This window comes from Planctomonas psychrotolerans (assembly GCF_008642235.1).
Classification (GTDB): Bacteria; Actinomycetota; Actinomycetes; order Actinomycetales; family Microbacteriaceae; genus Planctomonas; species Planctomonas psychrotolerans.
On sequence record NZ_SJEV01000001.1, the window covers coordinates 1,440,636 to 1,466,546 of the forward strand.

The window sequence follows — 25,911 nt, forward strand, 5'->3', positions numbered from 1 at the left end:
TCCCCGGTACAATGAACGGATGGCAGATGATACCGGCCGCGTCGGGCGCCCGCGGGAATTCGACCTGGATGAGGCACTGACAGCGGCGCTGCAAGTGTTCTGGGCGAAGGGGTACGAGGGCGCGAGTCTGGCCGATCTGACCGGGGCCATGGGAATCACGAAGACCAGCATGTATGCCGCCTTCGGGAACAAGGAAGAGCTGTTCCGCAAGGTCGTCGCGCTGTACACCGAAGGGCCCGCGTCTTATGGGCACCGGGCGATGGAGGAGTCGACAGCGCGGGAAGTCGCGGAGGCCCTCCTCAAAGGTGCGGCGCGTGCAACCACTCAGATCGAGAGTCCGCACGGCTGCCTGGGCGTGCAGGGTGCGCTCACCACAAGCGATAGCGGATCGCCGGCTCGCGACCTGCTCGTCGACTGGCGCAACGACGGCGGCTCTCGCCTCGAGGAGCGGTTTCAGCGAGCTCATACTGAAGGCGACCTTCCCGCAGGAGAGGACCCGCGACGGCTTGCGACGTACATCATGACCGTGGCGTATGGTATCGCGGTGCAGGCAGCCACCGGTCGCAGCGAGGGCGAACTTCGCGGTGTCGCCGACACCGCGCTTCGTGCCGTCGACTGGACTGACTGAGCTTCGGATAGGAGCGCCATTGTGGCGGCTGCGCTACGGCGATTCGTCCGCGGATAGGCCGTGGAAGCGTCCCGACCAGGGGTGCTGAAGAGCACAGGTGAGGCCCCAGAGCGGAACGGGCGTAGGGGTGTTGTTAGGTTCCGCGGCAAGACCGTTTGCGTTCCGTTAGGACGGTGATTTCGCCGAAAGCGGCGGGTGTCTAATCAGGTGTCGCGCCCAGAGCGGGCGCCCGCGCCGCTCGCCTGGACCGGTGTGTGAGACGTTCCCAGAAGGAAACATCGTGCTCGACTTCGTCTACGTGATCGGCATCATCGCCGTCTTCGCGCTCGTCAGCCTCATCGGCAGGGGGGTCGAGAAGCTGTGATGTTCTTCTCCCTCCTGGCCGCAGGCCTCGGTATCGCCGCCATCGTGTACCTGGTGTACGCCCTCGTGAAGCCGGAGCGATTCTGATCATGGAGATCCTGTTCGTGGTGCTCCAGCTCGGCACTCTGGCACTGATCCTCGCGCTGCTGTACCGGCCGCTCGGCGAATACATGGCCCGCATCTACACCTCGAAGAAGCACCTCGCCGTCGAGCGGGGGTTCTATCGCCTGATCGGCGTGGACTCGGCAACCGAACAGACCTGGCAGGCGTACATGCGGGGGGTGTTGTGGTTCTCCGGTATCGGCGTAGTCGTCCTGTACCTGCTGCAGCGTTTCCAGGCCGTGCTGCCGTATTCATTAGGTCTTCCGGCGGTACCCGAGGGGCTCTCGTTCAACACGGCAGCATCCTTCGTCACGAACACGAACTGGCAGTCGTATTCGCCGGAACTCACCCTGGGCTACACCGTGCAGATGGCAGGGTTGGCGGTGCAGAACTTCGTCTCCGCCGCCGTCGGCATCGCGGTTGCTATCGCGTTGGTGCGAGGCATCGCGCGTAGCCGTGCGGCCACCATCGGGAACTTCTGGGTGGATCTGACCCGGGGCACGCTGCGCTTGCTCCTTCCGATCTCAGTGCTCAGTGCGCTCGTCCTGCTGGCGGGAGGGGTCATCCAGAACTTCAACGGTTTCACGGAGATCACCACCCTCAGTGGCGGCGCTCAGACCCTCCCCGGCGGCCCCGTCGCCTCCCAGGAGGCGATCAAGAATCTCGGCACCAACGGTGGCGGCTTCTTCAACGTCAATGCATCGCATCCGTTCGAGAACCCGACCGCGTGGACGAGCCTTCTCCAGATCGTCCTGATGCTGATGATCCCCTTCTCCCTACCCCGCACCTTCGGCCGGTTGGTGGGGGACGACCGACAGGGATACGCGATTCTCGCCGTCATGGCGACCTTCTACATGGCCTCGGCGCTGATCCTGACGTCGTTGGAACGCGCCGGCATCGGCACCGCTCCCGAGCTTGCCGGCGGTGCGCTGGAAGGGAAGGAGCAACGCTTCGGCATCTTCGCCTCCACCCTCTTCGGTGCGACCAGCACCTTGACGTCGACGGGGGCGGTGAACTCGATGCACGACTCCTACACCGCACTCGGCGGCATGATCCCCATGCTTAACATGATGCTCGGGGAGATCGCGCCCGGTGGCGTGGGTTCCGGGCTCTACGGCCTGCTGATCCTCGCGATCATCGCCGTCTTCGTCGCCGGGCTCCTCGTCGGTCGCACTCCGGAGTACCTCGGAAAGAAGATCGGCCCGACGCAGATCACCCTGGCGAGCCTGTACATCCTGGTGATGCCGATCCTCGTTCTCACCGGAACGGCACTGAGTTTCGCGATCCCCGGCATCCGGGACGATGTGGAGAGCACGTCGATCTGGAATCCCGGCAATCACGGGCTCTCGGAAGTGCTGTACGCCTTCACATCCGCGTCGAACAACAACGGGTCGGCCTTCGCCGGTCTGACCGCCAATACACCATGGCTGAACACGGCACTCGGCCTGGCCGTGCTGTTCGGCCGATTCATCCCGATCGTCTTCGTGCTCGCGCTCGCGGGCTCCTTCGCCATTCAGGACAAGGTGCCGGTGACCGCGGGAACCATGCCCACCCATCGGCCGCTGTTCGCCGGTCTCCTCGTCGGCGTCACCCTCATCGTGACCGCTCTCACGTTCTTCCCGGTTCTCACCCTCGGACCCCTCGCAGAAGGGCTGCTGTAAGACATGACCACCATCACCACCGCACCACCGGCGCGTTCGGAGACCTCCCACCCGGACACACCGAGAAAGACATCCGATGCTTTCGGTGCCGCCGCGCTGGGCGAGGCGCTACCCGGCGCGTTCCGCAAGCTCGACCCCAGACGGATGTGGCGCAACCCTGTCATGTTCATCGTCGAGGTCGGTGCCGTCCTCACCACCGTCATCGCCATCGCCGAGCCATTCCTCGGCGGCCCGGACGCCTCCGGAGGTTCCACGATCCCGGCCAGTTTCACCTGGGGGATCGCGATCTGGTTGTGGCTGACTGTCCTGTTCGCGAACCTGGCCGAGTCCGTGGCCGAAGGCCGTGGCAAGGCTCAGGCTGACAGCCTGCGCAGAACCCGCACCAGCACCATCGCCCACCGCGTCACGACCTACGACGAGACCGCCGACCCATCGGCGGCCGAAGCAGAGATCAGCGACCTGTCCTCGGCCGAGCTGGGGCTGGGAGATGTTGTCGTGATCACGGCCGGAGAGCTCGTTCCCGGCGACGGCGACATCGTCTGGGGCATCGCGTCCATCGACGAGTCGGCCATCACCGGTGAATCCGCCCCGGTCGTCCGCGAATCCGGCGGCGACCGCAGCGCGGTGACCGGCGGCACCCGCGTGCTGTCCGACCGGATCGTGGTGCGGATCACCTCCAAGCCCGGCGAAACCTTCGTGGACCGCATGATCACTCTCGTCGAGGGCGCCTCCCGGCAGAAGACACCGAATGAGATCGCCCTCCATGTGCTGCTGGCCAGTCTCTCGATCATTTTCGTGGTCGTCACCCTGACGATCAACCCGATCGCCTCCTCTGTCGGCGCGGAAGCGAGTGTGCCCGTCCTCGTCGCTCTCCTGGTGTGCCTCATCCCGACGACCATCGGCGCCCTGCTCTCCGCCATCGGCATCGCCGGGATGGACCGCCTCGTGCAGCACAATGTGCTGGCCATGTCCGGCCGCGCCGTCGAGGCCGCCGGAGACGTGACCACGTTGCTGCTGGACAAGACCGGAACCATCACGTACGGCAACCGGCAGGCATCCGCATTCGTGCGCTTGGCCGGAGTGGATGAACAGAGCCTCATCCGCGCCGCCGCGCTGTCCTCACGTGCCGACCCCACACCCGAGGGCACGTCCATCGTCGACCTCGCGACCAGGCAGGGCATCCAGGTCGGGGAACTGACCACCGGTGAGGTCGTGCCCTTCACCGCGCAGACTCGCATGTCCGGACTCGATCAGCCCGACGGCACCCGCATCAGAAAGGGAGCAGGCTCCGCGGTGATCGCCTGGATCGAGCAGGAGACACGGGTGGACGATTCGGTGCGTGCCGACCTCGATGAGCAGATCGACCGCATCTCCCGCAGCGGCGGAACACCGCTCGTGGTTGCGGTGCTATCCCCGGGCGGCGACGGGCGGATCCTCGGCGTGGTGCACTTGAAGGACGTCGTCAAGGACGGGCTGAAGGAGCGCTTCGCCGAACTGCGGTCGATGGGTATCCGCACCATGATGATCACCGGCGACAATCCCCGGACGGCCCAGGCGATCGCTGCGGAAGCGGGTGTCGACGGGTACCTGGCGGAAGCGACCCCGGAAGACAAGATGGAGTTGATCAAGAAGGAGCAGGCCGGCGGCAAGCTCGTCGCCATGACCGGCGACGGCACCAACGATGCTCCCGCACTCGCCCAGGCCGATGTCGGGGTGGCGATGAACACGGGGACTTCGGCCGCGAAGGAAGCCGGGAACATGGTCGACCTCGATTCCGATCCCACCAAGCTCATCGATATCGTGGCCATCGGCAAACAGCTGCTGATCACCCGCGGCGCGTTGACGACCTTCTCCATCGCCAACGACATCGCCAAGTACTTCGCCATCATTCCCGCGATGTTCGCCGGCGTCTTCCCCGGACTGACGGTGCTGAACATCATGGGGCTGCATTCTCCTGCCTCCGCGGTGCTCTCGGCGATCATCTTCAATGCGATCGTCATCATCGCCCTGATCCCGTTGGCGCTGCGCGGGGTGAAGTACCGTCCCTTGAGCGCATCCGCGGTACTGAGCAGGAACCTCCTGGTCTACGGGCTGGGCGGGGTCATCGCTCCGTTCATCGGTATCAAGCTGATCGACGTCGTGGTCAGCCTGATTCCGGGATTCTGATTCCCTGGTCATACGAGAAAGCAGCCACACATCATGAGTGCAGCACGAACCCACCTGCGGACCGCCGGAGTCGCCGTCCGATCCATGCTCCTTCTCACGGCCGTACTCGGCGTCGGGTACCCCCTGGTGATCACCGGTATCGGCCAGGTCGCTCTCCCGAACCAGGCGAACGGCTCCACGGTGAGCGTCGACGGAGAGACCATCGGTTCCCGTCTCATCGGTCAGTCCTTCTCCGATGCCGACGGGAACCCTCTTCCGGAGTGGTTCCAGCCTCGACCCTCCGCGGCCGGCGACGGCTACGACGCGGGCGCATCGAGCGGATCCAACCTGGGCCCGGAGAATCCCGATCTCATCGCCGCGATCGAGGAGCGTCGCGCTGAGATCGCCGACGTCAACGGAGTGGATCCCGAGGAGGTCCCGGCCGATGCGGTGACCGCCTCCTCGTCCGGTGTCGACCCGCACATCAGCCCGGAGTATGCGCTGCTACAGGTTCCACGGGTGGCCGCCGAACGGGGCCTGACGGAAGCAGGCGTACGTTCAGTGGTCGAGGCGAACATTCAGGACCGCGATCTGGGGTACCTCGGCGAGAGGACCGTCAACGTGCTCCGACTGAACGTCGCCCTCGCAGCGATGGGAGGCTAGACCGTGAAGCGAGGACGCTTGCGGGTGCTGCTCGGCGCCGCCCCGGGCGTCGGAAAGACCTACACCATGCTCGAGGAAGGCAAGCGTCTGCAGAGCGAGGGTGTGGATGTGGTGGTCGCCGTAGTGGAGACCCACGGTCGCGCCGCCACCACGGCGATGACCGAGGGGTTGGAGATCGTGCCCCGCGCCACCGTCTCCCACCGCGGAGTCACGCTGACGGAGATGGACCTGGACGCCGTCCTCGCCCGACGGCCCAGCGTCGCCCTCGTCGATGAACTCGCCCATACGAATGCGCCGGGTTCTCCGCACGAGAAACGGTGGCAAGACGTGGAGGATCTGTTGGACGCCGGCATCGATGTGATGTCCACCGTCAACATCCAGCACATCGACTCCCTCAACGACGTCGTTCAGCAGATCACCGGTGTTCCGCAGCGTGAGACCATCCCCGACGCGGTTCTGCGCGCCGCAGACCAGATCGAGGTGGTCGACCTCGCCCCGCAGGCGCTGCGGGATCGCCTCGCGACCGGGCGGGTATACCCGGTGGAACGCATCGACGCCGCGCTGTCGAACTACTTCCGGCTGGGGAACCTCACCGCGCTGCGCGAGCTGGCCCTGCTCTGGCTGGCGGACGAGGTCGACAGTGCGCTGAACGACTACCGGGCCGAGCACGGCATCGACAGCACGTGGGAAGCGCGGGAACGCGTGGTCGTCACTCTCACCGGCGGACCCGAAGGCGAGACCCTGCTCCGTCGTGGCGCGCGGATCACCGCCCGCTCCGCCGGCGGGGAACTCCTCGCCGTGCACATCACGAAACAGGACGGACTGAGGAACCCCAATCCCGAGGCACTGGCCCACCAGCGCGCCCTCGTCGAAAAGCTCGGTGGTACCTACCATCAGGTCGTCGGCGACGACATCCCGCGCGCGCTGGTCGACTTCGCCCGCAGTGTGAACGCGACACAGCTCGTCATCGGCGTCAGCCGCCGGAGCCGCCTCATGGCCGCCCTCACCGGTCCCGGGATCGGCGCAACCGTGACCCGCGAAGCGGGCGCGATCGACGTGCACATCGTCAACCACGAATCAGCCGGAGGACGTCTCTCCCTGCCCCGCGTCGGTGGAGCCCTCTCGCACACACGGCGACTCATCGGGTTCCTCCTCGCTCTGGTCGGCGGCCCCCTGGTGACCTGGTTGCTGGTCAGCTTCCGGAGTGCCGACTCCATCACCAGTGACGTGCTCAGCTACCAGCTCCTCGTGGTGGTCGTCGCTCTCGTCGGCGGCATCTGGCCCGCACTGTTCGCCGCTTTTCTGTCCGGAATGACCCTGAACTTCTTCTTCGTCGAACCCTTCTATACCGTCACGGTGGACGAGCCGTTGCACATGCTCGCCCTGGTGCTCTACATCCTCAACGCGGTGATGGTCAGTTACGTCGTCGATCTAGCCGCACGACGCACACGGGTAGCCCAGCGCGCCGCCGCCGAGTCCGAGTTGCTCGCCACTGTCTCGGGAAGTGTCCTTCGAGGAGAAGGCGCCTTACAGGCGTTGGTCAGTCGAACCAGGGAGGCGTTCCGCCTCACGGGAGTGCGCCTCATCGTTGACGGGGAAGTCGTCCGACGAGATGGCGAGCCGACCCCGGACGAGACCTTCGCCACGGTGCCGGTCGGCGCATCCGCGATACTCGAGCTGCACGGTGGCGACCTGCAAGCGTCCGAACGGCGCCTCCTCGCCGTGATCGCCGCTCAGATAGAGGCGACGCTGGAACACTCGGCCCTTGCCGGGACCGCGAGTGCAGTGGGACCGCTGGCCGAAGCGGATCGCGTCCGCACGGCGCTACTGTCCTCCGTCAGCCACGACCTCCGCAGACCGCTGACTGCCGCGACCACGGCCATCAGCGGTCTACGAGCAACGGATGTGACGTTGTCCGACGCGGACCGGGAGGAGTTGCTCGCCACCGCGGATGAGAGCCTCGGAACTCTCGCCGCGCTCGTCACCAACCTGCTCGACGTCAGCCGACTCGAAGCGGGCGTCCTTGCCGTCCGGCTGCTTCCCACAGATGCGGAAGACGTCATCCTGCCCGCCCTCGACGAGCTGGCGCTCGGTCCCACGGACGTCGAACTCGACGTGGCCGCGGAGTCCGCCATCGTGGCCGATCCCGGCCTTCTCAAGCGCGTCATCGTGAACCTCCTCGACAACGCGCACCGTTTCGCCCCACCCGGAACCCGAGTTCGGATCTCCAGCAGCGTCTTCTCGGGCGCGGTCCACATCCGCATCGCCGACCGTGGACCCGGGATACCCGTCGAACGCCGGGACCAGATCTTCGTACCGTTCCAACGTCTCGGAGACACGGACAATCTCACCGGCCTCGGACTCGGCCTGGCGCTCTCGAAGGGGTTCACCGAAGGGATGGGAGGGACTCTCGAGGCCGAAGACACCCCGGGAGGCGGGCTCACGATGGTGATCACCCTTCCCGCTGCGGCCGCGGTGCCGGAAGGAGCCATGTCGGTGCCCGAGGTCCGCCCCGTGCGCGCCGTGCGGGCGGGGAACGAGAACAGATGAAAATTCTCATCGCCGACGACGACGCTCAGATCCTCCGCGCCCTCCGCATCACCCTCAGCGCCCGGGGGTACGAGATCATCACCGCCACCAATGGAATCGAGGCGGTGAACGCCGCAATCGCCCACCACCCCGACCTGTTCATGCTCGACCTCGGCATGCCCGAACTCGACGGCATCGAGGTCATCCAAGGGCTCCGGGGATGGACGCAAGCACCCATCCTCGTCGTCTCCGGACGCACCGGAGCAGCGGACAAAGTCGAGGCGCTCGACGCCGGCGCCGACGACTACGTCACCAAACCGTTCTCCATCGACGAGCTCCTCGCGCGAATCCGCGCCCTCACCCGCAGGGCGCCTCATGCCGGAGCACCCCCAGCCATCCGGATCGGCGACGTCACCGTCGACATCGTCGCAAAGAGCATCACCCGCGCATCTCGCGGTGGCGATGAACGGGTGCGGCTCACGCCCACCGAGTGGGAGGTCCTCGGCATGCTCGTCAGGAACGCCGGCAAACTCGTCACGCGGCAAAGCCTGCTGAGGGAGATCTGGGGATCAGAGCACATCACGGATACCGGGTACCTCCGTCTGTACATCGCCCAACTCCGCAAGAAGCTCGAACCCGACCCCGCCCATCCGCAATACCTCCTCACGGAATCCGGGATGGGCTACCGATTCGAACTCGAGAAAGCACAGCAAGGCGCAGCGGCTGAGACGGTCGAGTGATGCAGCTCGCCGGGCTGGCGGCCATACCGCATCCCGGTCACTGCTGGCCGGTGCCTGCTGGGCTCTCCTCTGAGCCATGGACGAGAACCGTCCGTGGCTGGTCGAGGTCGATGTCGGCCTCGCGCAGTGCGCGCAATGCAGCAGGCACTGCACTATCGATCACCGCGGTTCGTGATGCGCGATCGGATTCCGCCCACAGTCGCACATCCATCTCCAAGGCACCGTCCCGAGCCCCCCGAAGGATGACATCCGGTCCAGGTGCATCTCTCGCGCCGAGCCCCACCAACGCGCCCGTGATCGTGGAGCGGATTCGTTCGGGGTCGGCGCGGGCGTCCACGAGAAGGCGGAAGGTGACGCGCACGATCGGGAAGTGCGTGTGCACCTCCAACGCTCCGGTGTAGACGTGTGCGTTCGGAATGAGCACACGCTCGCCGTCTGTGGTCCGCAGGAGTGTCTCGCGCACCGTGATGCCCTCGACCGTTCCCTCGTATCCGGCGACTGTGATCTGGTCGCCCGACTTGAAGGGGTCGCGCATGAGCAGCAGGACGCCGGCCAACAGGTTCTCCAAAACATCCTTGAAGGCGAATCCCACGGCGACTGAGATGACCCCGAGGCTGGCGAGCACGTCGACCACCCGGACCGAGGGGAAAGCCAAGGTGATGGGCACCAGCACGGCCACCACGGCTATCAGCAGGCTGTAGAGGGCGGTGAACACCCGAGTTCGTGACGGTCGCCCCTGCTTCTGCAGGCGTCGCCGCACCACGGGACGGAACAGCATCCCCGCTGCCCCGATCACCACTGCGACCGCGACGGCCGCGACCGTGCGCACCGCCAGGTCCGCACCGCGCGCGAGGATGTCGTCGACGATCTGAGACCATGCGTCCACCGGCGACCACCCCTGTCCTGTTCGACTCCCTCGTGTGATTCTCGCCTATGCGCTGCACCATGACGCCGTCACGAAACGCCTGATCGTTGCGCCGCCGCACGTCTCCTCACGGAGGTTCGCAGTTCCCGTCTCAGAGAACGGTCGAGTCCAGCCGCTACTATGGCGGCTCCTGACAATCTGGACACACCTCGAGAGGCGTTGACCGCACCTGTGGGCTCACCAGCCATGGCCCGTCGCGCCATCGACCGGCCAAGCACGACGTCACCCCGATCGCGATCGTTCCGGTTGCACAGTGACGAGGTGACAGTCCCGTGATCGAAGGTCTTCTTCTTCTGCTCCTCGGCATCGTCATCACTCTGGCGATCATCGCGGCCAACGGGTACTTCGTCGCGCAGGAATTCGCCTACATGTCGGTCGACCGCAATCGGCTCGGGGTACGCGCTGCGGCGGGCGACCCCGCGGCGGTACGCGCTCTCGCCGTGACCAAGCGGACCTCGTTCATGCTCTCCGGAGCGCAGCTCGGGATCACCGTCACCGGCCTCCTCGTCGGTTTCGTCGCCGAGCCGCTCATCGGCGAAGCCATCGGCAGTCTGCTGGGGGGCGTGGGCATTCCCATGGCGGTCAGCGTCACCGCAGGCACGGTGCTCGCGCTGGTGCTCGCGACCGTGGTGCAGATGATCTTCGGTGAGCTGTATCCGAAGAACCTGGCCATCGCGAACCCGGAGCCCCTCGCACGCGGTCTGGCCCGATCGACCACGATCTACCTCGCCCTGTTCGGGTGGCTGATCTCCGTTTTCGATCTCGCGGCCAACGCACTGCTCCGTGTGCTCCGCATCGAGCCCGTTCACGACGTCGACTCCAGCGCAACGGCGCAGGATCTCGAGCGCATCGTCTCGGATTCCCGCGACAGCGGCGACCTGCCCGCCGAACTGTCGTTGATGCTCGACCGCATCCTGGAGTTTCCCCAGCAGGACGTGGAGCATGCGATGATTCCCCGTTCGCTCGTCGCCACGATCCGCCCCGATACCACCGTCGGCGAGGTACGCGAGCTGATGGCGCACGCCCACACCCGCTATCCCGTCGTCGACGACGAGAGTCAGCCCCTCGGCGTCGTTCAACTCGCCGACGTGCTCGGTTCACCGCTTGCCGAGGACGCACCCGTCACCGAACTCATGCAGCCGGCAGTAGTGCTCTCCACCCTGATGAAACTGCCGGACGCGCTCGCCGAACTCACCCGCACTCACAACGAACTCGCCTGTGCCATCGACGAATACGGGGGTTTCGCCGGGGTGCTCACCCTCGAAGACCTCGCAGAGGAGATCGTCGGGGAGATCACCGACGAGCACGACGACGCCGCTCCCACCGTTCAGCCCGACGGTGACGCGGTGTGGACGATGAGCGGAGATGTGCATGTCGACGAGATGCACCGCGCCATCGGGTACGAGTTACCCACGGGCGATTTCGAGACTGTTGCCGGACTGGTCATCGCCGAGCATGGCGGCTTGCCCGCCGCCGGCGACACCGTCCGCGTGGCGCTGCCGGACGATCCCGCGGATCTCGTGCGGAATGACGAGGTGCACCGTTCGCTCGAGGTCGAGGTGCTCGGCATCGAGCGTCACGTTCCGAGCGAGGTCCGTGTGACCCTCGTCGAGACGTCGGGTACCGACGAGGTGCCGGACGACGGCCCCGAAACGGACGTCGACGGGACCCGGGAGGTGGACCGATGAGCGAGGGTCTCGTCGTGGCCATCGTCACCGTGGTGCTGATCGCTCTCAGCGCGTTCTTCGTGATCATCGAGTTCGCGTTGCTCGGTGCCCGACGACACCGGCTCGAGGCGACCGCGGCGACGAACGCGTCTGCCCGCGCGGCCCTCAAGGGCGTCAACGAACTGACTCTCATGCTGGCCGGCGCGCAACTGGGCATCACGGCGTGCACCTTCGCCCTCGGGGCCGTCACGAAACCGGCGCTCGACTACAGGCTCGGGCCGCTGTTCTCCTCGTGGGGTCTCCCGGAGGGGGCCGCCGGTGTCCTCGCCTTCGCCCTCTCGCTGCTCGTCGTGACGTTCCTGCACCTCGTGGTGGGTGAGATGGCGCCGAAGTCCTGGGCGATCGCGCATCCCGAGACCGCCGCGAAGTTGATCGGTATCCCGTCCCGCATCTTCGTCTGGCCGTTCCGCCCTCTTCTGATGTGGGTCAACAGCATCGCCAACAGGCTCGTGAGCGCATCGGGTGTCGTCCCCGTGGAGAGTGCCGCCGTGGGCGGACAGAATGCCGAGACGATCCGCCATCTCGTCGAACTGTCCGCGCGTACCGGCATGCTCGACAGCTCCTTCCAGCACCAGCTCGAATCCGCCATCGAGCTCGAGACGCTGCGCCTGGACGAACTCATCGACATCACCGCCACACCCACCGTCATACCCGGCGATGCGACCGTGGCCGACGTGCAGCGGGCGGCGGCGCAATCCGGTCACATGCGCATCCTCATCGGCGACCCGGCAACGGGCATCCCCGGCGTCGTGCACGTGCGGGACACGCTGCTCGACTCCCCGCGCAACCCGGCCGCTCCCTATGTGCGATCCACCCTGACGCTCGGCGGGGACACTCCGGTCTACGAGACCCTCGCCCAGATGCGGGCGACGAGTCAACAGCTCGTCGTGGTCACCGATAACGATCGGTTCCGGGGAATCGCCACCCTGTCCGACGTGCTTCCGCGGCTGCTCCCGCGCACCGACGAGACGGTCGCGTCGCGGGGTCGCTGACCGTCCGGTGGTGCTGCTCACGGCCGGAACGGGAATGTCTTCGCGACGTCCTGCTCGTCGAACCCGGCGGCGATCTGCCTCAACGCTCGGATGTGCCCGTCGCCTGTACCTCCAGCGCCGAGTCGGGCACGTGTTCATCGGAGTCGGACTCATCGTCGGTGCATCGTTCGCGGGCGTGATGGGTGTCGGCTTACTGCAGGTCGGTTACACGTTCGGGTGGGCGTTCTTTCCCCTCGCCGGCACGCAGATCGTCGCGGTGATCTTCTTCGCATGGTTGGTGCTGGGGTCTGTGAATCGAGAAGAGTGAGTCCGTCCACCCGTCATCGGTGCTGATCGATGCGCTGGCTGCTGTGTTCACAGTCGCAGGGCGAGGTGCAGCTAGGGCCTGTCGATTCGGGTCCGGGCCTGCACCCCGAGTACGAGCACCCCGGCGCCGCCGCAGATGAGATAGATGCCGATCACGACGTCGAACCATGAAGGGCTGCCGTTGACGATGTGGCCGACGAGGCTGACCGTGCCTAAGACCACGACGATGGTTCCCAGCAAGAACGCGATCCAGGGAGCATGCGGCCACCTCATGATCTGGCTTCTCCGGTGGGTGAGTACAGCCAGCTCGATGACGGCGTGCACGGAGGTCTCGCGCAACGAGGTCTCAGTGGCCCGAGAGAGGTGCGAGCATTCAACGCTGGTTCCGCCGTGCATGTGAGAAGCCGACTCCAGAGAGCACTACGCCGGCGGCTAACGACAGCACAATAACGGACCAACCGGGAATGCCTCGTCGTCCTAGAGGAGCTGAGGGGTCGATCAGAAAAAGCAGCGCTACACCAAGGGCCAGAAATGCGACGCCGACTGCGATGTACAGTCCCGGGTGGTCACCGGATCCTGCGGGGCGTCGTGGCATGGCACCAAGCTACTGCTTCCTCCGCGGGGCCTCGTTCAGCGGCGACCCGCGCAAGTGCCGTCGCTCGAGCGCCCAGTGCGGCTGCGTCGCCCACAACTACGAGAGCTTTCCGAAACTGAGTCGATGGCGAGGTACGTCCGTGACGTGATCGTCGGTTGTCTGCCCCTATGGGGAACGTACCATCGAGGATGACAACTCTTCCGGCCCCCACCTCGCTGGTGTTCAGCATCGCACGTGGCATCGTCGCAGGTGTCGCAGGAACCGTGGTGATGAGCGCATTCCAGAAATTCGTGGAGATGCCGATCACCAAGCGGCCACCCAGCTTCGCGCCGGCGGACTTCGCCGAACGGATCCTGCCGGTGCATCCGACCACTGCCCGCGGACGCTCGCGGCTCAACTGGGCCACTCACTTCGCCCTCGGAAAGCTGTGGGGGGCCGCCTACGGCGTGGCGGCGCATTCCGGTTTCCGAGGGGTGCGAGGTATCACTGTCGTCTTCGCAACTGTCTATACGACTGATGTGGCGCTCAACACCGCGCTCGGGCTATACAACCCACGGAAGTGGTCGACGAAAGACTGGGCGGTGGACCTGATCGATAAGTTCGTTCAGGCGGCTGCAACCGGAGTGATCTACGACCACGCCTTATCGCGATCGGTCAAGCGCTGATCGGCTTCAGTGGAGGTGCAACGTCGTGCACCGTCCTCCCGCTGGTAGTTCGAGCGGGTGCGAGCATGGCGGCAGGAGCTGACGGGAAGTGCTCCACCACGGCCTAGCGAGTCCGAGGCGGCAAGAGGTTCACGCACTCGCTTCGGAGCGGTGTGAGAATCGCTTCGGCGAGATCCTCCAGCTGCTCGAGTTGCCGGTCCTCGAGAAGCTCGAACACGCGGGCGCGGACTTCCGCGACGTAACCGGGTTCCACCTCCGCCAGAAGGAGCGCCCCCGCCTGCGTCAGCCTCGCCAGGGTCTTCCGCGCGTCCGTGGGGTCCGCGCTGCGCGCCAGGAGCCGTCGCTTCTCCAGTCGGCCGACGATCCGCGACAGGTGCGATGGTGTCACGCTGGCGGTAGCAGCCAGGCGGCTCATGTGTATCTCGCGATCCTCCCTGAGCGACAAGCAGCGCAGGACTCCGTACTCGGCGTGGCTGAGATCCGCGGACCGCTCCAGGTAGGTGTCCAGTTCGGCGGGAAGCCACATCATGACGCCCACCAACAGGGACCAGGTCCGGTCCTGCTGCGGCGAGAGGCGATCCGCTGCAGACATGCTCATATCGTACCGATGCTTGCCGCGGAAAGGAATTCGCGTAGTGTTACTTTCCGCAGCAAGCACTTGCTGCCCACGCTCACCAGAAAGTAGAACGTCATGCGCGCTGCCCGATTCCATTCCTATGGAGCTCCCGGTGTTCTCGTCGTCGAGGACGCACCGGAACCTCAGGCCGGGGAAGGGTCGGTTCGGATCAAGGTGCACGCCACGAGCGTCAATCCCATCGATGTTCTTCTCCGCGCCGGCCACTTGGCGCCGTTCCTGCCCCTGACCCTGCCCGCCGTCCCCGGCCGAGACGCGGTGGGTGTCGTCGACGAAGTCGGCGCAGGGGTGACGGACGCCCACGTGGGTGACACGGTATTCGGTCTGGGCGGGATCAGCGACACCACGGCCGAGTTCGCGGTCCTGACCGCGTGGAGCACCGTCCCCGAGGGGTGGTCGACGGCGCAGGCCGCCGCCGCAGGTCTCGCCTCTGCCACTGCGGCGGCCGTCATCGACGCTCTCGGTGACCTGAACGGAAAGACATTCCTCATCGAAGGCGCTTCAGGCGCCGTGGGCAGCGCCGCCGCGGCATTCGCCCTCGCCGCTGGCGCCACGGTCATCGGCACGGGGCGCGAGAGCAACCATCCCTACCTGGAGTCGCTCGGTGTTCTCGCCACCGCATACGGTCCGGGACTGGCCGAGCGCGTCGCCGCCCTCGCGCCCGGCGGCGTGGACGCGGCCCTGCATTCGGCGCCGTCCGACTCGCTGCCGGATCTGCTGAGTATCGTCGGAGACACCTCCCAGGTGGTCACCGTCATCGACGACCAGGGCGCTCAGCAGCTCGGTCTCAGGAAGATCGACGCCCGCAACGACTCGGCCCTCTTGCGGTACGCAGCCGCGCTCGGGCGGGAGGGCCTTTACACCCCCCGCGTCGACCGCGAGTTCTCCCTGGCCGACATCGTCGAGGCACACACCCTGGCTGAAAACGCCAGTGGCAAGGTGGTCGTCCTGCAGCCCTGACACCCACGCCATAGAGCCGGGCACCCAGGGGAGTGCACCTCGGAGTACTTTCCGGGTTCGGACTCCTCGGGTGACTCAACGACGAATGCCAGATCGGCTCGGGGCCGACGTCGGTGAGGAGCCTTGGCCCAACGGTCAGTCGCGGAGCACTCCGCGCGGCTCCGTCCAATGACCACCCGCGCGCAGGTGCTCGGCGACCAGCCGCTCGAGCGCCGTGCGCGGCCGCGTCACCGCGGGGTCCAGCACGGCAGCGAGAGGCCGCCGGAATACGAACTTCGCCGCCGCCTCGTCGCCAGCCCGGTGCTTGCCCGCGGTCGCGTCCTCATCGGCGGCCCGCTCCTTGGACGCATCCGGCGCGGCGGTCTCGATGTCGAAGCGCTGTGCGAACGACACGATGTTGCTTCCGGGCGGCAGCGCCGAGAGGGTCGGGTCGAGGAGCCACGACGTGCAGATGAGGGTCCCCTCGCCGAACAGCGCCCGCGCCTCGGCCACCGACGCGTCGACGCTGTCGGGCGTGAGGGAGCCATCTTCGGGGATGTGGATGGCGCGCCCCGCCGGATCCGCCTCGCGTTCGAACTGCAACCGGCCGAGCGCGAGCACGTCGCCGCGGAGCAGCCCGATCAGCCAGGGGATGTCGACGGTCGCCCCGTACGCGTCGATCTTGCGTCCGACGTCGGAAAGGGTCGCTGCGGTGACGCCCTCGGGAACACCCAGCGCACGGTGCCGCTCCAGCGCATCCGGTAGCACCGCGATGAGCGCGGCCCCGAGCACGCCGGTGGGCACGTCGACCGCGGCAGTCGGTGTCTCATCCGCCCGCACCGCCGCGCGCAGCCGGGGAACGACAGGATCGTCGGCGGGGAGCGGCTCGGTCGGCGGCAGACCGAGCAACGCGGCGGCGTCGGTCACGAGGAGAGCAGTCGCAGGAGTCGCTCGACCTCGTCGGCGACGGCGGCGCGGGCGGGGGCGATGTACTTGCGGGGGTCGACGAGCGACTCGTCCGCGTCGAGGGCCCCGCGCACCTCCGAGGTGAACAGGCCGTTGAGGTGCGTCGAGATGTTGATCTTCGTCATGCCCGATCGCACGGCGCCCGCGAGTTCGTCGTCGCTGAGGCCCGATGACCCGTGCAGCACGAGGGGAACGGGCACCGACCGGGACAGCGCGGCGACGAGTTCACGATCCACGGTGGCCACCCGGGTCGTCATGGCGTGGGAGGTGCCCACGGCGACGGCCAGGGAGTCCACACCGGTCGCGGCGACGAATGCGGCCGCGTCCGCCGGATCGGTGCGCACACCCGGCGCGTGCACGCCATCCTTGCCGCCCACCTCGCCGAGCTCCGCCTCCACGAGCACGCCCCGCGCGTGGCAGTGCTCCACCACGGCTCGGGTGGTCGCCACGTTCTCGTCGTAGGGCAGGGCCGACCCGTCGAACATCACGCTCTGCACACCGAGCTCGACCGCGGCGTGCACGAGCGACACGTCCTCCGCGTGATCGAGGTGCACGATCGCGGGCGTGCCCGCAGCCCTCGCGATGGCGAGGCTTGCGGCCGTGATGGGTTCGAGCGCGCCGTGGTAGCGCACGCAGTTCTGACTGATCTGCAGGACGACGGGCGCTCCGGCGCGCTCCGCACCCGAGACGATGGCCTCGGCGTGCTCGAGCAGCACGACGTTGAAGGCGCCGAGGCCGCGCGATGCGGTGCGCGCGGGGGAGACGAGATCGAGCGAGGTCGTGACGGTCATGGTTTCCTCACAGCACCGGAGTTGGCGAGATCGACGGGGACGGGGGCGGGAGGGAACGTCGGCTCCGTCGCGGGAAAGGTGGGCCTTGCGCCGGTCGGCAGCCGATCGGCGAGCGGTCGCAGGTCGGCGGGGTCGATGTCGCCCGCCACGGGGGACAGCACGGCGGCAGCGCCCACGACGGAGGCCCACCGCAGCGCCTCGGCGATGTCACCGCCCCGCAGGAGCGCGGCGATCAGACCGGCCGTGGCGGCATCGCCCGCCCCCGTCGGGTTCCCCGACACATCCGGTACCGCGGGCTGGACGAAAGCATCGCCATCGGCGCCGATCGCACACAGGCCCGCGTCGCCCCTCGAGATCACGACCGTTCCGGCACCGCGCGCGATCAGCGCGGCGGCGGCGGCATCGATCGCGCCGGTGCCGGTGGCCTCGAGCGCCTCCGCTTCGTTCGGCTTCACGATGTCGGCCCCGGCGTCGGCGGCGGCGAGCAGGGCATCCCCGCTGGTGTCGACCAGCACCCGTGCGCCGACACCGTGGGCGGCGACGACGAGGTGGCGCACGTGCTCGGCCGCGGTCGCGGGCGGGACGGAACCGGACAGCACGAGAAAGCCACCCGCCTCGCAGTGCTGAGCCACGGCGTCGGCGAGCGCGCGCCAGGTCGCTCCGGGCAGCGCTTCCCCCGGTTCCGAGTAGAGGGTCGGGTGCGTGCGGTCGTCGACCACCGCGACCGTGGTCCGCGTGTCCCCGGGGGCGTCGACGACGACCACCTCGGTGCCCGCCGCGAGCAGGGATTCCGCCATCCATCGGCCCGGTGCCCCGCCGAGCGGCTGCAGGGCGACGGCCGGGGAACCGAGGAGGCGCAGCACGGCCACGACGTTGAGCCCCTTCCCGCCCGGTCGTCGCGAGACGTCGGCGACCCGCACGGTCTCGCCGAGGCGCTGCTCCGCCACCCGGTAGGTCACGTCGATGGCGGGATTGGGCGTGAGGACCACTATGCGAGCCATGCGCCGGCCTTCATCACCCGGGTGACGCCGTCGTCGCCCAGCTCCACGAGATCGGCGGGTGCACCGACGGTCAGCGCGGATGCGCGGCGTCCGAGCGCGCGGGCGGGCGCCGCGCTGGTGAGCGACGCCACCTCCACGGCGTCGGCCCCACGGCGGACAAGGCGGGTGACCGCCCCGCCGATCGGTGTCGTGCCGCCCGCGAGTGAGGAATGGTCGGCGAGGCTGGCGACTCCGTTCTCCACGACCACGGAGGAGCTGCCGAGGTCGTAGTGGCCATCGCCCAGCCCGGTGGCGGACATGGCGTCGGAGACGAGCGTCATCCTGCCCCGAGCGCTGCTCCGCACGAGGTCGACGGCGATGTCATCGAGGTGATGGCCGTCGCCGATCACCTCCACGGTGAGCCGCTCATCGGTGAGGGCGACTCCGACAGGACCCGGCGCGCGGTGGTGCAGGGACGGCATGCCGTTGAACACGTGGGTGATGACGGTGGCGCCCGCGTCGATTCCCCGGCGCATCTCCTCGACCGTCGCGGCGGTATGGCCGAGCGCCACGACCACTCCGCTGTCGGTGAGGCGGCGGATGGCCTGCATCGCGCCGGGCAGCTCCGGTGCGAGGGTGATCATGGCGAGGGTGCCGTCTGCGGCGGCGAGAAGCGCGTCGACCGCCGCGGGGTCGGGTGCGAGGAGTAGAGCGGGGTCGTGGGCGCCGCGACGCTCGGAGGCGAGGAACGGTCCTTCGAGGTGCAGGCCGGCGAGTGCGCCGGAGCGGACGACGGGGGCCAGCTCGCGCAGGCGGTCGACCGTGATCGAGAGAGCGCTCGTGGCGAGGGACGCGACGAGTGTCGTGCTGCCCGTGCGTGCGTGATGAGCGATCGCGGGCGAGGGGTCCGCCCCGAGGGCGCCGAAGTCGATCCCGACGGCGCCGTGCACGTGGGCGTCGAGGAAGCCGGGCACGACCGTTCCGAGCTGGACGTCGACGGGCGCCGTGCTGGTCCCGGTCCCACGGTCCGCGACCACGCCGTCCCGCACGCTAAGCCATCCGGGGCCGTCGAAGCCGGATCCGTCGACGAGGCGATCGGCTCCGATCACAAGTTCGCCGCTCATGAGGCGACTCCCGAGGGCGTGGCGATGTCCTGGGCGAGGAACGCGGCACCGAGGGCGCCCGCGACGTCCCCGTGCTTCGCGGGGACGAGGTGCGGCACCCGCATACCGCTCAACCGCCGGCCCAGCTCGGCGCGCAGCGGGTCGAACAGCAGGTCGCCCGCCTGAGCGAGCCCACCACCGAGGATGATCGTCGGAGGCGCTACCGTGGCGGCGATGCCGGCGAGGGCATCCGCGAGCACGCTCACCGTCTCGGTCCACACTGCGATCGCGGCGGCGTCGCCGTCCGCAACGCGACGGGCCACGGCGCGCGCGTCGCGTTCCCCGGCCCGTCTCGCGGTCGCGCCGGCCGACGCGATCTCCTCGATGCGCGAACCGGCGTGCGGCCCGCTGCCGAGCACCGGCTGTCCGATCTCGCCCACCCAACCCCCGGAGACGAGTGCAGACCCGTCGACCAGGATGGCGGCGGCGATGCCCGTGCCGACGGCGACGAACGCCACCACGCCCGATTGTTCACGCCCCGCACCGGAGCGGAGTTCCGCCAGCGCCCCGGCCCGGACGTCCTGCCCGAACGCGACCGGAGTGCCGAGGCGTGCCTCGAGCAGACGCTTGACCGGTGCGGAGGAGAATCCGATGTTCGCCGAGAGCACCGCGACCCCGAGGTCCTCGTCGACGATCCCGGGGACCACGACACCGACGGGCGCGCCACCGTGTCCGCCGAGCGCGGCGACGACCTCGGCCACCGCTTCGGTCACCCGCTCGCCCGTCGGGTCCGGCACGGGCGTCGGCAGCCGGTGCTCGGCAAGCACCTCGCCCGCCGGAGAGACGCGGATGCCCTTGATCGTGGTGCCGCCGACGTCGACGCCCAGTGTGTCGCGGGCCATCCCGGACGTCGGATCGCTCACGCCAGGATGACGGAACGGGTGAGCGAGCGGGGGTTGTCGGGGTCGAGTCCCCGGGACTTGGCGAGCCCGACGGCGAAGCGCTGAGCGACCACGAGGGCGGCCTGCGCGTCGAGCTCGTGCTCCACGAAACGTGCACCCGTCGTCGCGACCTCGTCGGCGAGGCCCACGGGCGCGGGCCCGAGGGTCCAGACCAGGCGACCCGGCTGCGCGATCGCGATCGGTCCGTGCCGGTAGTCCATCGCCGGGTACGACTCCGACCAGAACTGGGCGGCCTCACGGGTCTTCAATGCCGCCTCGTACGTGAGACCCACCGCCCAGCCGAGGCCCACGAACGTGCACTGGTCCGCGGTCAGGAGGTCGTCGAGGGGGATGTCGAGGGCGGCCTCCGCCTCGCGCGCCAGCGCCTCGATGTCGGCTCCGAGCTGAGCACGAAGCAGGGAGAGGGTCGAGGTCGCGAAGCGCGTCTGCACGACCGACCGCTCGTCGGCGAACGGCATCGCGACGGTGTCCGATGCTGCCGATGCCGCGGGGGAGTCGGGCACGGCGGTGATCAGCACGCTCGGGGTGGCGAGGCCGCTCAGCAGTTCCACGATCTCCGTCGTCGTGCCGGAGCGCGAGATCGCGACCACGCGGTCGTAGTCGCGGGTGCGCGGGAACTCGCTGCCCGCGAATGCGTCGGTGACGCCGTGCCCCGCCTGCTCGCGCAGCACCGCGTAGGACATCGCGATGAACCAGCTCGTGCCGCAGCCGACCACCGCGACGCGCTCGCCGGCCTGCGGGAGGCGGGACGCCACATCCGGCAGCAGTGCGGCGGCGCGGCGCCAGGTCTCCGGTTGCGAGGCGATCTCAGTGTCGACGAAGGTAGAGTGCATCGGTTTCTTTCGGCTGGGTGTGCCGCGAGCCGGCACAGCGAGGAACAGAAATGATTGATCTGCTCGTATTTGAGCAGAATCGATCATCGGGCGCAACCTCCGCGTGCGAGACTGGACGAGAATCGAAGGACGGGCCGGTATGACCCAGCAAGAGCGTCTCAACGTCGTGCTCGAGTTCGTGAGCGAGCGGGGGAATGTCTCCATCGCGGAACTGAGCGACGCCCTCGGCGTGTCCACCGCCACCGTTCGTCGCGACCTCAACACGCTCTCCGACCAGCGGCTGGTCACGCGCACGCACGGCGGCGCGTCGGCGCTGGGTTCGGGATACGAGCTGCCGCTGCAGTACAAGATCGCGCGTCAGGCCGAGGCGAAGGTGGCCATCGCCCGAGCGGTGGCCGAGCTGGTGTCGCCCGGGGAGTCCCTCGGTCTGAACGGGGGCACGACGACGAGCGAGGTCGCCCGCATGCTCGGCCGTAGCGAGCGCCTGCGCACGCAGGCGGACGCGCCCGGGGTCACCATCGTCACCAACGCGCTCAACATCGCCTACGAGATGTCGGTGCGCGAGCACGTGAAAATCGTGGTCACCGGGGGAGTACCGCGCCGCCAGTCCTACGAGCTCGTCGGACCGCTCGTCGGCGCCACGCTCCGCGACTTCAGCATCGACACGGCGGTACTCGGGGTCGACGGTCTCAGTGCCGCGTTCGGCGCCACGACCCTGCACGAGGGCGAGGCGGATGCGAGTCGCGAGATCGCGGCCGTGGCGAGGCGCGTCGTCATCGCGGCGGACGCGACCAAGCTCGGCCGCAGCACCTTCGCCCGCATCTGCCCGCTCGGCCGCGTCGACATCCTGGTGACCGACCAGGATGTGACGCCGGAGTTCGCCGCCGACCTCGCCGCCGCGTCGGTGCGGCTCATCGTCGCCGACTGACCGCTCCCGCGGCGTTTCCCGCCGGCCCGTGTTACGGGCTCGTAAAACAATCGCCGTGCGTCCACGTGCGCTCGATTCGACCACTTAGTGTTTGCTCATGCTCGATTCAGACCCATACGTGACAAATCCGCGCAAGTGTTGCAGGATGTCGGCATGCACAACGACGTGGCGAACGCGCCCATGACCGCTCGAACCACTCCCGCGCCGAACTCCACGGCCGGGGCGACCAGGCCGGCCGTGGCCGTGGCCGTGATCGGCACGGGCGCCCGCAGCGTGATCGCCCATCACGTGCCCGTGGCTCGGAACGGCGCAGCGGTGGTAGCCGCGGTGGACACCGGTGAGGTGGGGCGGGCACGCGCACGCGCGACGTTCCCGGACGCGGTCGTCTATTCGTCGGTGGACGACCTCATCGCGGCGGGGAACATCGATGCCGCCGTGGTGACGACGCCCGACCACACGCACGAGGACATCGCAGTGGCGCTGCTGGAAGCGGGCATCGCGGTCTACCTCGAGAAGCCGCTCGCCATCTCGCTCGACGGCGCTGATCGCGTGCTCGCGACCGCCGCCGAAACGGGCACGCCCCTCTACGTGGGCCACAACTTCCGGCACTCCGGCGTGGTGCGGACCATGCGAGGCATCATCGAGCGCGGCGAGATCGGCGAGGTCAAGGCCATCTGGGTGCGCCACTTCGTCGGCAACGGCGGGGACTACTACTTCAAGGACTGGCACGCCGACCGATCGAAGACCGGCACGCTGCTGCTCCAGAAGGCGAGTCACGACATCGACATCGTGCACTACCTCGCATCCGGGTACACCCGTCGCGTGGTGGGCATGGGCGACCTCATGATCTACGGCGGCATCACCGACCGGCGCGAGCGGCCCGGCGAGACCATGCCCGACTGGTTCTCCTACGACAACTGGCCACCCGCCGCGCAGACCGGTCTGAACCCCGTCGTCGACGTCGAGGACGTGTCGATGATGCTCATGACGCTCGACAACGGCGTGCAGGCGAGCTACCAGCAGTGCCACTTCACGCCCGACTACTGGCGCAACTACACGGTCATCGGCTCCGAGGGGCGGCTGGAGAACTTCGGCGACACGTCCGCGGGCGTCGTGAAGGTGTGGAACCGACGCCACGAGTGGCAGGCCGACGGCGACATCGAGTACCCCATCGAGGGAGTGACCAGCGGTCACGCCGATGCCGACCTCGCCACCATGACGGAGTTCCTCGACTCCGTGCTGGACGGCGCTCCCACCGTCGTCTCACCCGTCGCGGCCCGTGAGGCGGTGGCCGCCGGATCGCTCGCGGCGGCGTCGCTCCGGTCCGGTTCGGTGCCCCTCGACGTCCCCGACCTCCCTCAGTCCGTTCTCGACCACTTCTCCTCCGCCACCCCGACCAAGCACTCCGGAAGGACCCCCCGATGAGCCCCCTGTTCCCCATTCCCGCACGGCGTCGAACCGCCGCGCTCGCCGGCGCCGCCGGTCTCGTCCTCCTCGTCAGCGGCTGCAGCGGGGGCGGCGCCCCGGCCGGCTCCGGCGAGTACACCGAGCCGGAGGCCGACCTCTCCGCCGAGATCACCTACGGCGTGTGGGACCAGAACCAGGTGCCGGCGATCGAGGAGAACATCGCCGCCTTCAACGAGGAGTACCCCGACATCGACGTCACGGTGAACGTCACGCCGTACGCGGAGTACTGGACGAAGCTGCAGACCCAGGCGTCGAGCGACACCCTGCCCGACCTGTTCTGGATGAACGGTCCGAACATCGGCCTGTACGCGTCGAACGGCCAGCTCGAGCCCATCACCGGCGCCGTTGAGTCGGGTGACATCGACCTCGACAACTATCCCGACGCGCTCGTCGACCTCTACAACGTCGACGACGTGCAGTACGGCGTGCCGAAGGACTTCGACACCATCGGCATCTGGGCGAACAAGGCGTTGTTCGAGCAGGCGGGTGTGCCGTTGCCGGAGGGGGACTGGACCTGGGACGAGTTCCAGCAGACCGCCGCCGACATCTCCACGGCGCTCGCCGACCAGGGGATCTACGGCGGCGCCGGCGGCATGGACGGCCAGACCACCTACTACAACACGATCTTCCAGGCCGGCGGCAGCGTCATCGACGGTGACACCTCGGGCTACGACACCCCGGGGGCCGAGGCCGGCATCCAGTTCTGGACGGATCTGATCGAGAGCGGCGGCTCGCCGTCGATCCAGCAGCTCACCGACACCACGGGCGACCAGTGGTTCACCTCGGGCAAGCTCGCCATGTACTGGGGCGGCAGCTGGTTCCGCTCGGCGATCACCGACACGGATCTCGCCGCGAACGTGACCGTGCTTCCCCTGCCCACCGGCGAGCAGCAGGCCACCGTGATCCACGGTGTCGCGAACGTCGTCCCCGCGGTCTCGGAGAACAAGCGGGCCGCCCAGGCCTTGCAGGTCTTCCTCGCGAGCCAGAAGTCGCAGCAGCAGCAGGGCGACGCCGGTGCCGTCATCCCCGCCTTCGACGGCACGCAGGATGCATTCACCCAGTCGCTTCCCGACGCGAACCTGCAGGTGTTCCTCGACGCCCTCGAGTACGCCCAGCCCCTCCCGGTGAGCAACAACTCCGCCGCCTGGAACGCCGCCGAGACGGAACTGCTCCCGCAGGCGTTCTCGGGGGAGCGCCCGGTGACCGACGTCACCGCGGAGCTCGCCGAGCAGATGAACGCGGCGCTCGCCGAGGAATAGAACGTGACCTCATCATCCCTCCGGCCGGGCTCGCCCGCCCCGTCCCTCCCGGGGCGGGCGGCGCGGGCCCGGCCCGGGAACCCTGCGCACGGACCGGGCGGTGCACGCTCCTCGGGTGGGGGGCGCATCGCCGGGGACGGCATCTGGCCCTGGCTCTTCATCGCCCCGCTCGTCACGGGCATCTCGGTCTTCTACTTCTGGCCGGTGCTGCAGACCGCCTTCTACTCGCTCACCGACTGGGGAGTGTTCGGCGGCTGGACCTTCGCCGGTGTGGACAACTACGTCGCCCTGTTCGCCGACCCGTCGCTCTACCTGTCGATCGGCAACACCCTCCTCTACACCGCGATCGTGCTGCTCGGCATCCCGATCGCGGTGTACCTCGCGAGCCTCCTGAACCTGCCCGGGCTGCGCTTTGCGTCGCTGTACCGCGTGCTGTTCTTCTTGCCCTACGTCGCCATGCCCACCGCCGTCGCCATGGTGTGGCGCGTCATCTACAACGGCGACTTCGGGCTGCTGAATCATGCGTTGGCGCTCGTCGGTATCGACGGGCCCTACTGGATCAGCACCCCGGGCGCGGCGACCGTCGCTGTGGCGATCGTCGGGCTCTGGTCCTCGCTCGGCTTCTCGTTGATCGTGCTCGCGGCCGGCCTCAAGAACATCCCGCCGGAGATGTACGAGGCGGCGGAACTCGACGGCGCCAGCCGGTGGCGTCAGTTCCGCTCCATCACGGTGCCGTTGCTCACGCCCAGCATCTTCTTCGTGACGATCGTCACCGTGATCTCGAGCTTCCAGGTCTTCGACCTGCTGTACGCCATCCTCGGCAGCAGCAACCCCGTGCTCCCGAAGAGCATGTCGCTCGTCTACTTCTTCTACCGCGAGGGTTTCGTGACCAACGACAAGGGATACGCCGCGGCAATCGCCATGGTCATCTTCCTCATCATCGGAATCGTGACGGCCGTGCAGTTCCGGCTGCAGAAGCGGTGGGTGCAGAGTGACTGACCGCACTAC

25 protein-coding genes are annotated in these 25,911 nt (G+C 68.0%); 16 read left to right on the forward strand and 9 right to left on the reverse strand.

Annotated features, from left to right (window positions below):
- The first annotated feature begins 19 nt into the window (after window positions 1-19).
- From EY822_RS06500 to EY822_RS06530, 7 genes are all read left to right on the forward strand, one after another.
- Window positions 20-628, forward strand: coding sequence for a TetR/AcrR family transcriptional regulator (locus tag EY822_RS06500; protein ID WP_150307523.1), 609 nt, complete (start codon window positions 20-22; stop codon window positions 626-628).
- A gap of 363 nt (window positions 629-991) precedes the next feature.
- Window positions 992-1,078, forward strand: coding sequence for a potassium-transporting ATPase subunit F (locus tag EY822_RS06505; RefSeq protein ID WP_033373121.1), 87 nt, complete (start codon window positions 992-994; stop codon window positions 1,076-1,078).
- A 2-nt stretch (window positions 1,079-1,080) separates the two neighbouring features.
- Window positions 1,081-2,754 (forward strand): potassium-transporting ATPase subunit KdpA, encoded by a 1,674-nt coding sequence (gene kdpA, locus EY822_RS06510; RefSeq protein WP_150307524.1) that lies wholly within the window; start codon window positions 1,081-1,083, stop codon window positions 2,752-2,754.
- Window positions 2,755-2,757: 3 nt separating this feature from the next.
- On the forward strand, window positions 2,758-4,920 hold the full coding sequence (gene kdpB, locus EY822_RS06515; RefSeq protein ID WP_150307525.1) for a potassium-transporting ATPase subunit KdpB: 2,163 nt from the start codon (window positions 2,758-2,760) through the stop codon (window positions 4,918-4,920).
- 33 nt (window positions 4,921-4,953) lie between these two features.
- Window positions 4,954-5,562, forward strand: a complete 609-nt coding sequence (gene kdpC, locus EY822_RS06520; protein ID WP_150307527.1) for a potassium-transporting ATPase subunit KdpC — start codon at window positions 4,954-4,956, stop codon at window positions 5,560-5,562.
- A 3-nt stretch (window positions 5,563-5,565) separates the two neighbouring features.
- Window positions 5,566-8,112, forward strand: a complete 2,547-nt coding sequence (locus EY822_RS06525) for an ATP-binding protein (protein WP_150307528.1) — start codon at window positions 5,566-5,568, stop codon at window positions 8,110-8,112.
- Window positions 8,109-8,831, forward strand: a complete 723-nt coding sequence (locus EY822_RS06530) for a response regulator (RefSeq protein WP_150307529.1) — start codon at window positions 8,109-8,111, stop codon at window positions 8,829-8,831. The genes EY822_RS06525 and EY822_RS06530 overlap by 4 nt, the downstream gene beginning before the upstream one ends.
- Before the next feature lie 37 nt (window positions 8,832-8,868).
- On the opposite strand, the gene EY822_RS06535 is transcribed toward EY822_RS06530, so the two are convergent.
- Complete coding sequence (locus tag EY822_RS06535) at window positions 8,869-9,717, reverse strand: mechanosensitive ion channel family protein (RefSeq protein ID WP_150307530.1); 849 nt, start codon at window positions 9,715-9,717, stop codon at window positions 8,869-8,871.
- 311 nt (window positions 9,718-10,028) lie between these two features.
- On the opposite strand from EY822_RS06535, the gene EY822_RS06540 reads away from it, so the two are divergent.
- The 3 genes from EY822_RS06540 (at window position 10,029) to EY822_RS15345 (ending at window position 12,782) form a co-directional block, all read left to right on the forward strand.
- A complete protein-coding gene (locus EY822_RS06540; RefSeq protein WP_150307531.1) occupies window positions 10,029-11,444 on the forward strand; it encodes a hemolysin family protein in 1,416 nt (471 codons plus the stop codon).
- Window positions 11,441-12,475, forward strand: a complete 1,035-nt coding sequence (locus EY822_RS06545; protein WP_150307532.1) for a CNNM domain-containing protein — start codon at window positions 11,441-11,443, stop codon at window positions 12,473-12,475. Before EY822_RS06540 ends, EY822_RS06545 begins: the two co-directional genes overlap by 4 nt.
- A 130-nt stretch (window positions 12,476-12,605) precedes the next feature.
- The gene (locus EY822_RS15345; protein WP_227497079.1) at window positions 12,606-12,782 is read left to right on the forward strand and encodes a hypothetical protein; all 177 of its coding nucleotides are present in this window, start codon (window positions 12,606-12,608) and stop codon (window positions 12,780-12,782) included.
- Window positions 12,783-12,853: 71 nt separating this feature from the next.
- Here the strand turns inward: EY822_RS15345 and EY822_RS06550 are convergent, their stop codons facing one another.
- Window positions 12,854-13,120: a hypothetical protein gene (locus EY822_RS06550; RefSeq protein ID WP_150307533.1), complete on the reverse strand. Its 267-nt coding sequence runs from the start codon at window positions 13,118-13,120 to the stop codon at window positions 12,854-12,856.
- Window positions 13,121-13,564: 444 nt separating this feature from the next.
- On the opposite strand from EY822_RS06550, the gene EY822_RS06555 reads away from it, so the two are divergent.
- Entirely contained in the window at window positions 13,565-14,041 is a 477-nt protein-coding gene (locus EY822_RS06555) for a hypothetical protein (RefSeq protein ID WP_150307534.1), read from the forward strand.
- Between the two features lie 103 nt (window positions 14,042-14,144).
- On the opposite strand, the gene EY822_RS06560 is transcribed toward EY822_RS06555, so the two are convergent.
- Window positions 14,145-14,633, reverse strand: coding sequence for a MarR family winged helix-turn-helix transcriptional regulator (locus tag EY822_RS06560; RefSeq protein WP_150307535.1), 489 nt, complete (start codon window positions 14,631-14,633; stop codon window positions 14,145-14,147).
- A 99-nt stretch (window positions 14,634-14,732) separates the two neighbouring features.
- On the opposite strand from EY822_RS06560, the gene EY822_RS06565 reads away from it, so the two are divergent.
- Window positions 14,733-15,635, forward strand: coding sequence for an NADP-dependent oxidoreductase (locus tag EY822_RS06565; protein ID WP_150307536.1), 903 nt, complete (start codon window positions 14,733-14,735; stop codon window positions 15,633-15,635).
- A 135-nt stretch (window positions 15,636-15,770) separates the two neighbouring features.
- Here the strand turns inward: EY822_RS06565 and EY822_RS06570 are convergent, their stop codons facing one another.
- The 6 genes from EY822_RS06570 to EY822_RS06595 are packed head-to-tail and all read right to left on the reverse strand — an operon-like array spanning window position 15,771 to window position 21,249.
- Complete coding sequence (locus EY822_RS06570) at window positions 15,771-16,541, reverse strand: acyltransferase domain-containing protein (RefSeq protein ID WP_150307538.1); 771 nt, start codon at window positions 16,539-16,541, stop codon at window positions 15,771-15,773.
- A complete protein-coding gene (locus EY822_RS06575) occupies window positions 16,538-17,371 on the reverse strand; it encodes a class II fructose-bisphosphate aldolase (RefSeq protein ID WP_150307540.1) in 834 nt (277 codons plus the stop codon). Before EY822_RS06575 ends, EY822_RS06570 begins: the two co-directional genes overlap by 4 nt.
- Window positions 17,368-18,372 carry a 1-phosphofructokinase family hexose kinase gene (locus tag EY822_RS06580; RefSeq protein WP_150307542.1) on the reverse strand — a complete coding sequence of 335 codons (1,005 nt, stop codon included), beginning with the start codon at window positions 18,370-18,372 and terminating at the stop codon, window positions 17,368-17,370. The genes EY822_RS06575 and EY822_RS06580 overlap by 4 nt, the downstream gene beginning before the upstream one ends.
- Entirely contained in the window at window positions 18,360-19,475 is a 1,116-nt protein-coding gene (locus EY822_RS06585) for an N-acetylglucosamine-6-phosphate deacetylase (protein WP_150307543.1), read from the reverse strand. The genes EY822_RS06580 and EY822_RS06585 overlap by 13 nt, the downstream gene beginning before the upstream one ends.
- Window positions 19,472-20,377, reverse strand: a complete 906-nt coding sequence (locus tag EY822_RS06590) for an ROK family protein (protein ID WP_150307544.1) — start codon at window positions 20,375-20,377, stop codon at window positions 19,472-19,474. The genes EY822_RS06585 and EY822_RS06590 overlap by 4 nt, the downstream gene beginning before the upstream one ends.
- Entirely contained in the window at window positions 20,374-21,249 is an 876-nt protein-coding gene (locus tag EY822_RS06595; RefSeq protein WP_150307545.1) for an SIS domain-containing protein, read from the reverse strand. The genes EY822_RS06590 and EY822_RS06595 overlap by 4 nt, the downstream gene beginning before the upstream one ends.
- A 139-nt stretch (window positions 21,250-21,388) precedes the next feature.
- On the opposite strand from EY822_RS06595, the gene EY822_RS06600 reads away from it, so the two are divergent.
- From EY822_RS06600 to EY822_RS06615, 4 genes are all read left to right on the forward strand, one after another.
- Window positions 21,389-22,177, forward strand: a complete 789-nt coding sequence (locus EY822_RS06600) for a DeoR/GlpR family DNA-binding transcription regulator (RefSeq protein WP_150307546.1) — start codon at window positions 21,389-21,391, stop codon at window positions 22,175-22,177.
- 153 nt (window positions 22,178-22,330) lie between these two features.
- Window positions 22,331-23,602: a Gfo/Idh/MocA family protein gene (locus EY822_RS06605; protein WP_227497080.1), complete on the forward strand. Its 1,272-nt coding sequence runs from the start codon at window positions 22,331-22,333 to the stop codon at window positions 23,600-23,602.
- Complete coding sequence (locus EY822_RS06610; RefSeq protein ID WP_150307547.1) at window positions 23,599-24,903, forward strand: ABC transporter substrate-binding protein; 1,305 nt, start codon at window positions 23,599-23,601, stop codon at window positions 24,901-24,903. Before EY822_RS06605 ends, EY822_RS06610 begins: the two co-directional genes overlap by 4 nt.
- A 3-nt stretch (window positions 24,904-24,906) precedes the next feature.
- Window positions 24,907-25,902 (forward strand): carbohydrate ABC transporter permease, encoded by a 996-nt coding sequence (locus EY822_RS06615; RefSeq protein ID WP_150307548.1) that lies wholly within the window; start codon window positions 24,907-24,909, stop codon window positions 25,900-25,902.
- The last annotated feature ends 9 nt before the right edge of the window (window positions 25,903-25,911 follow it).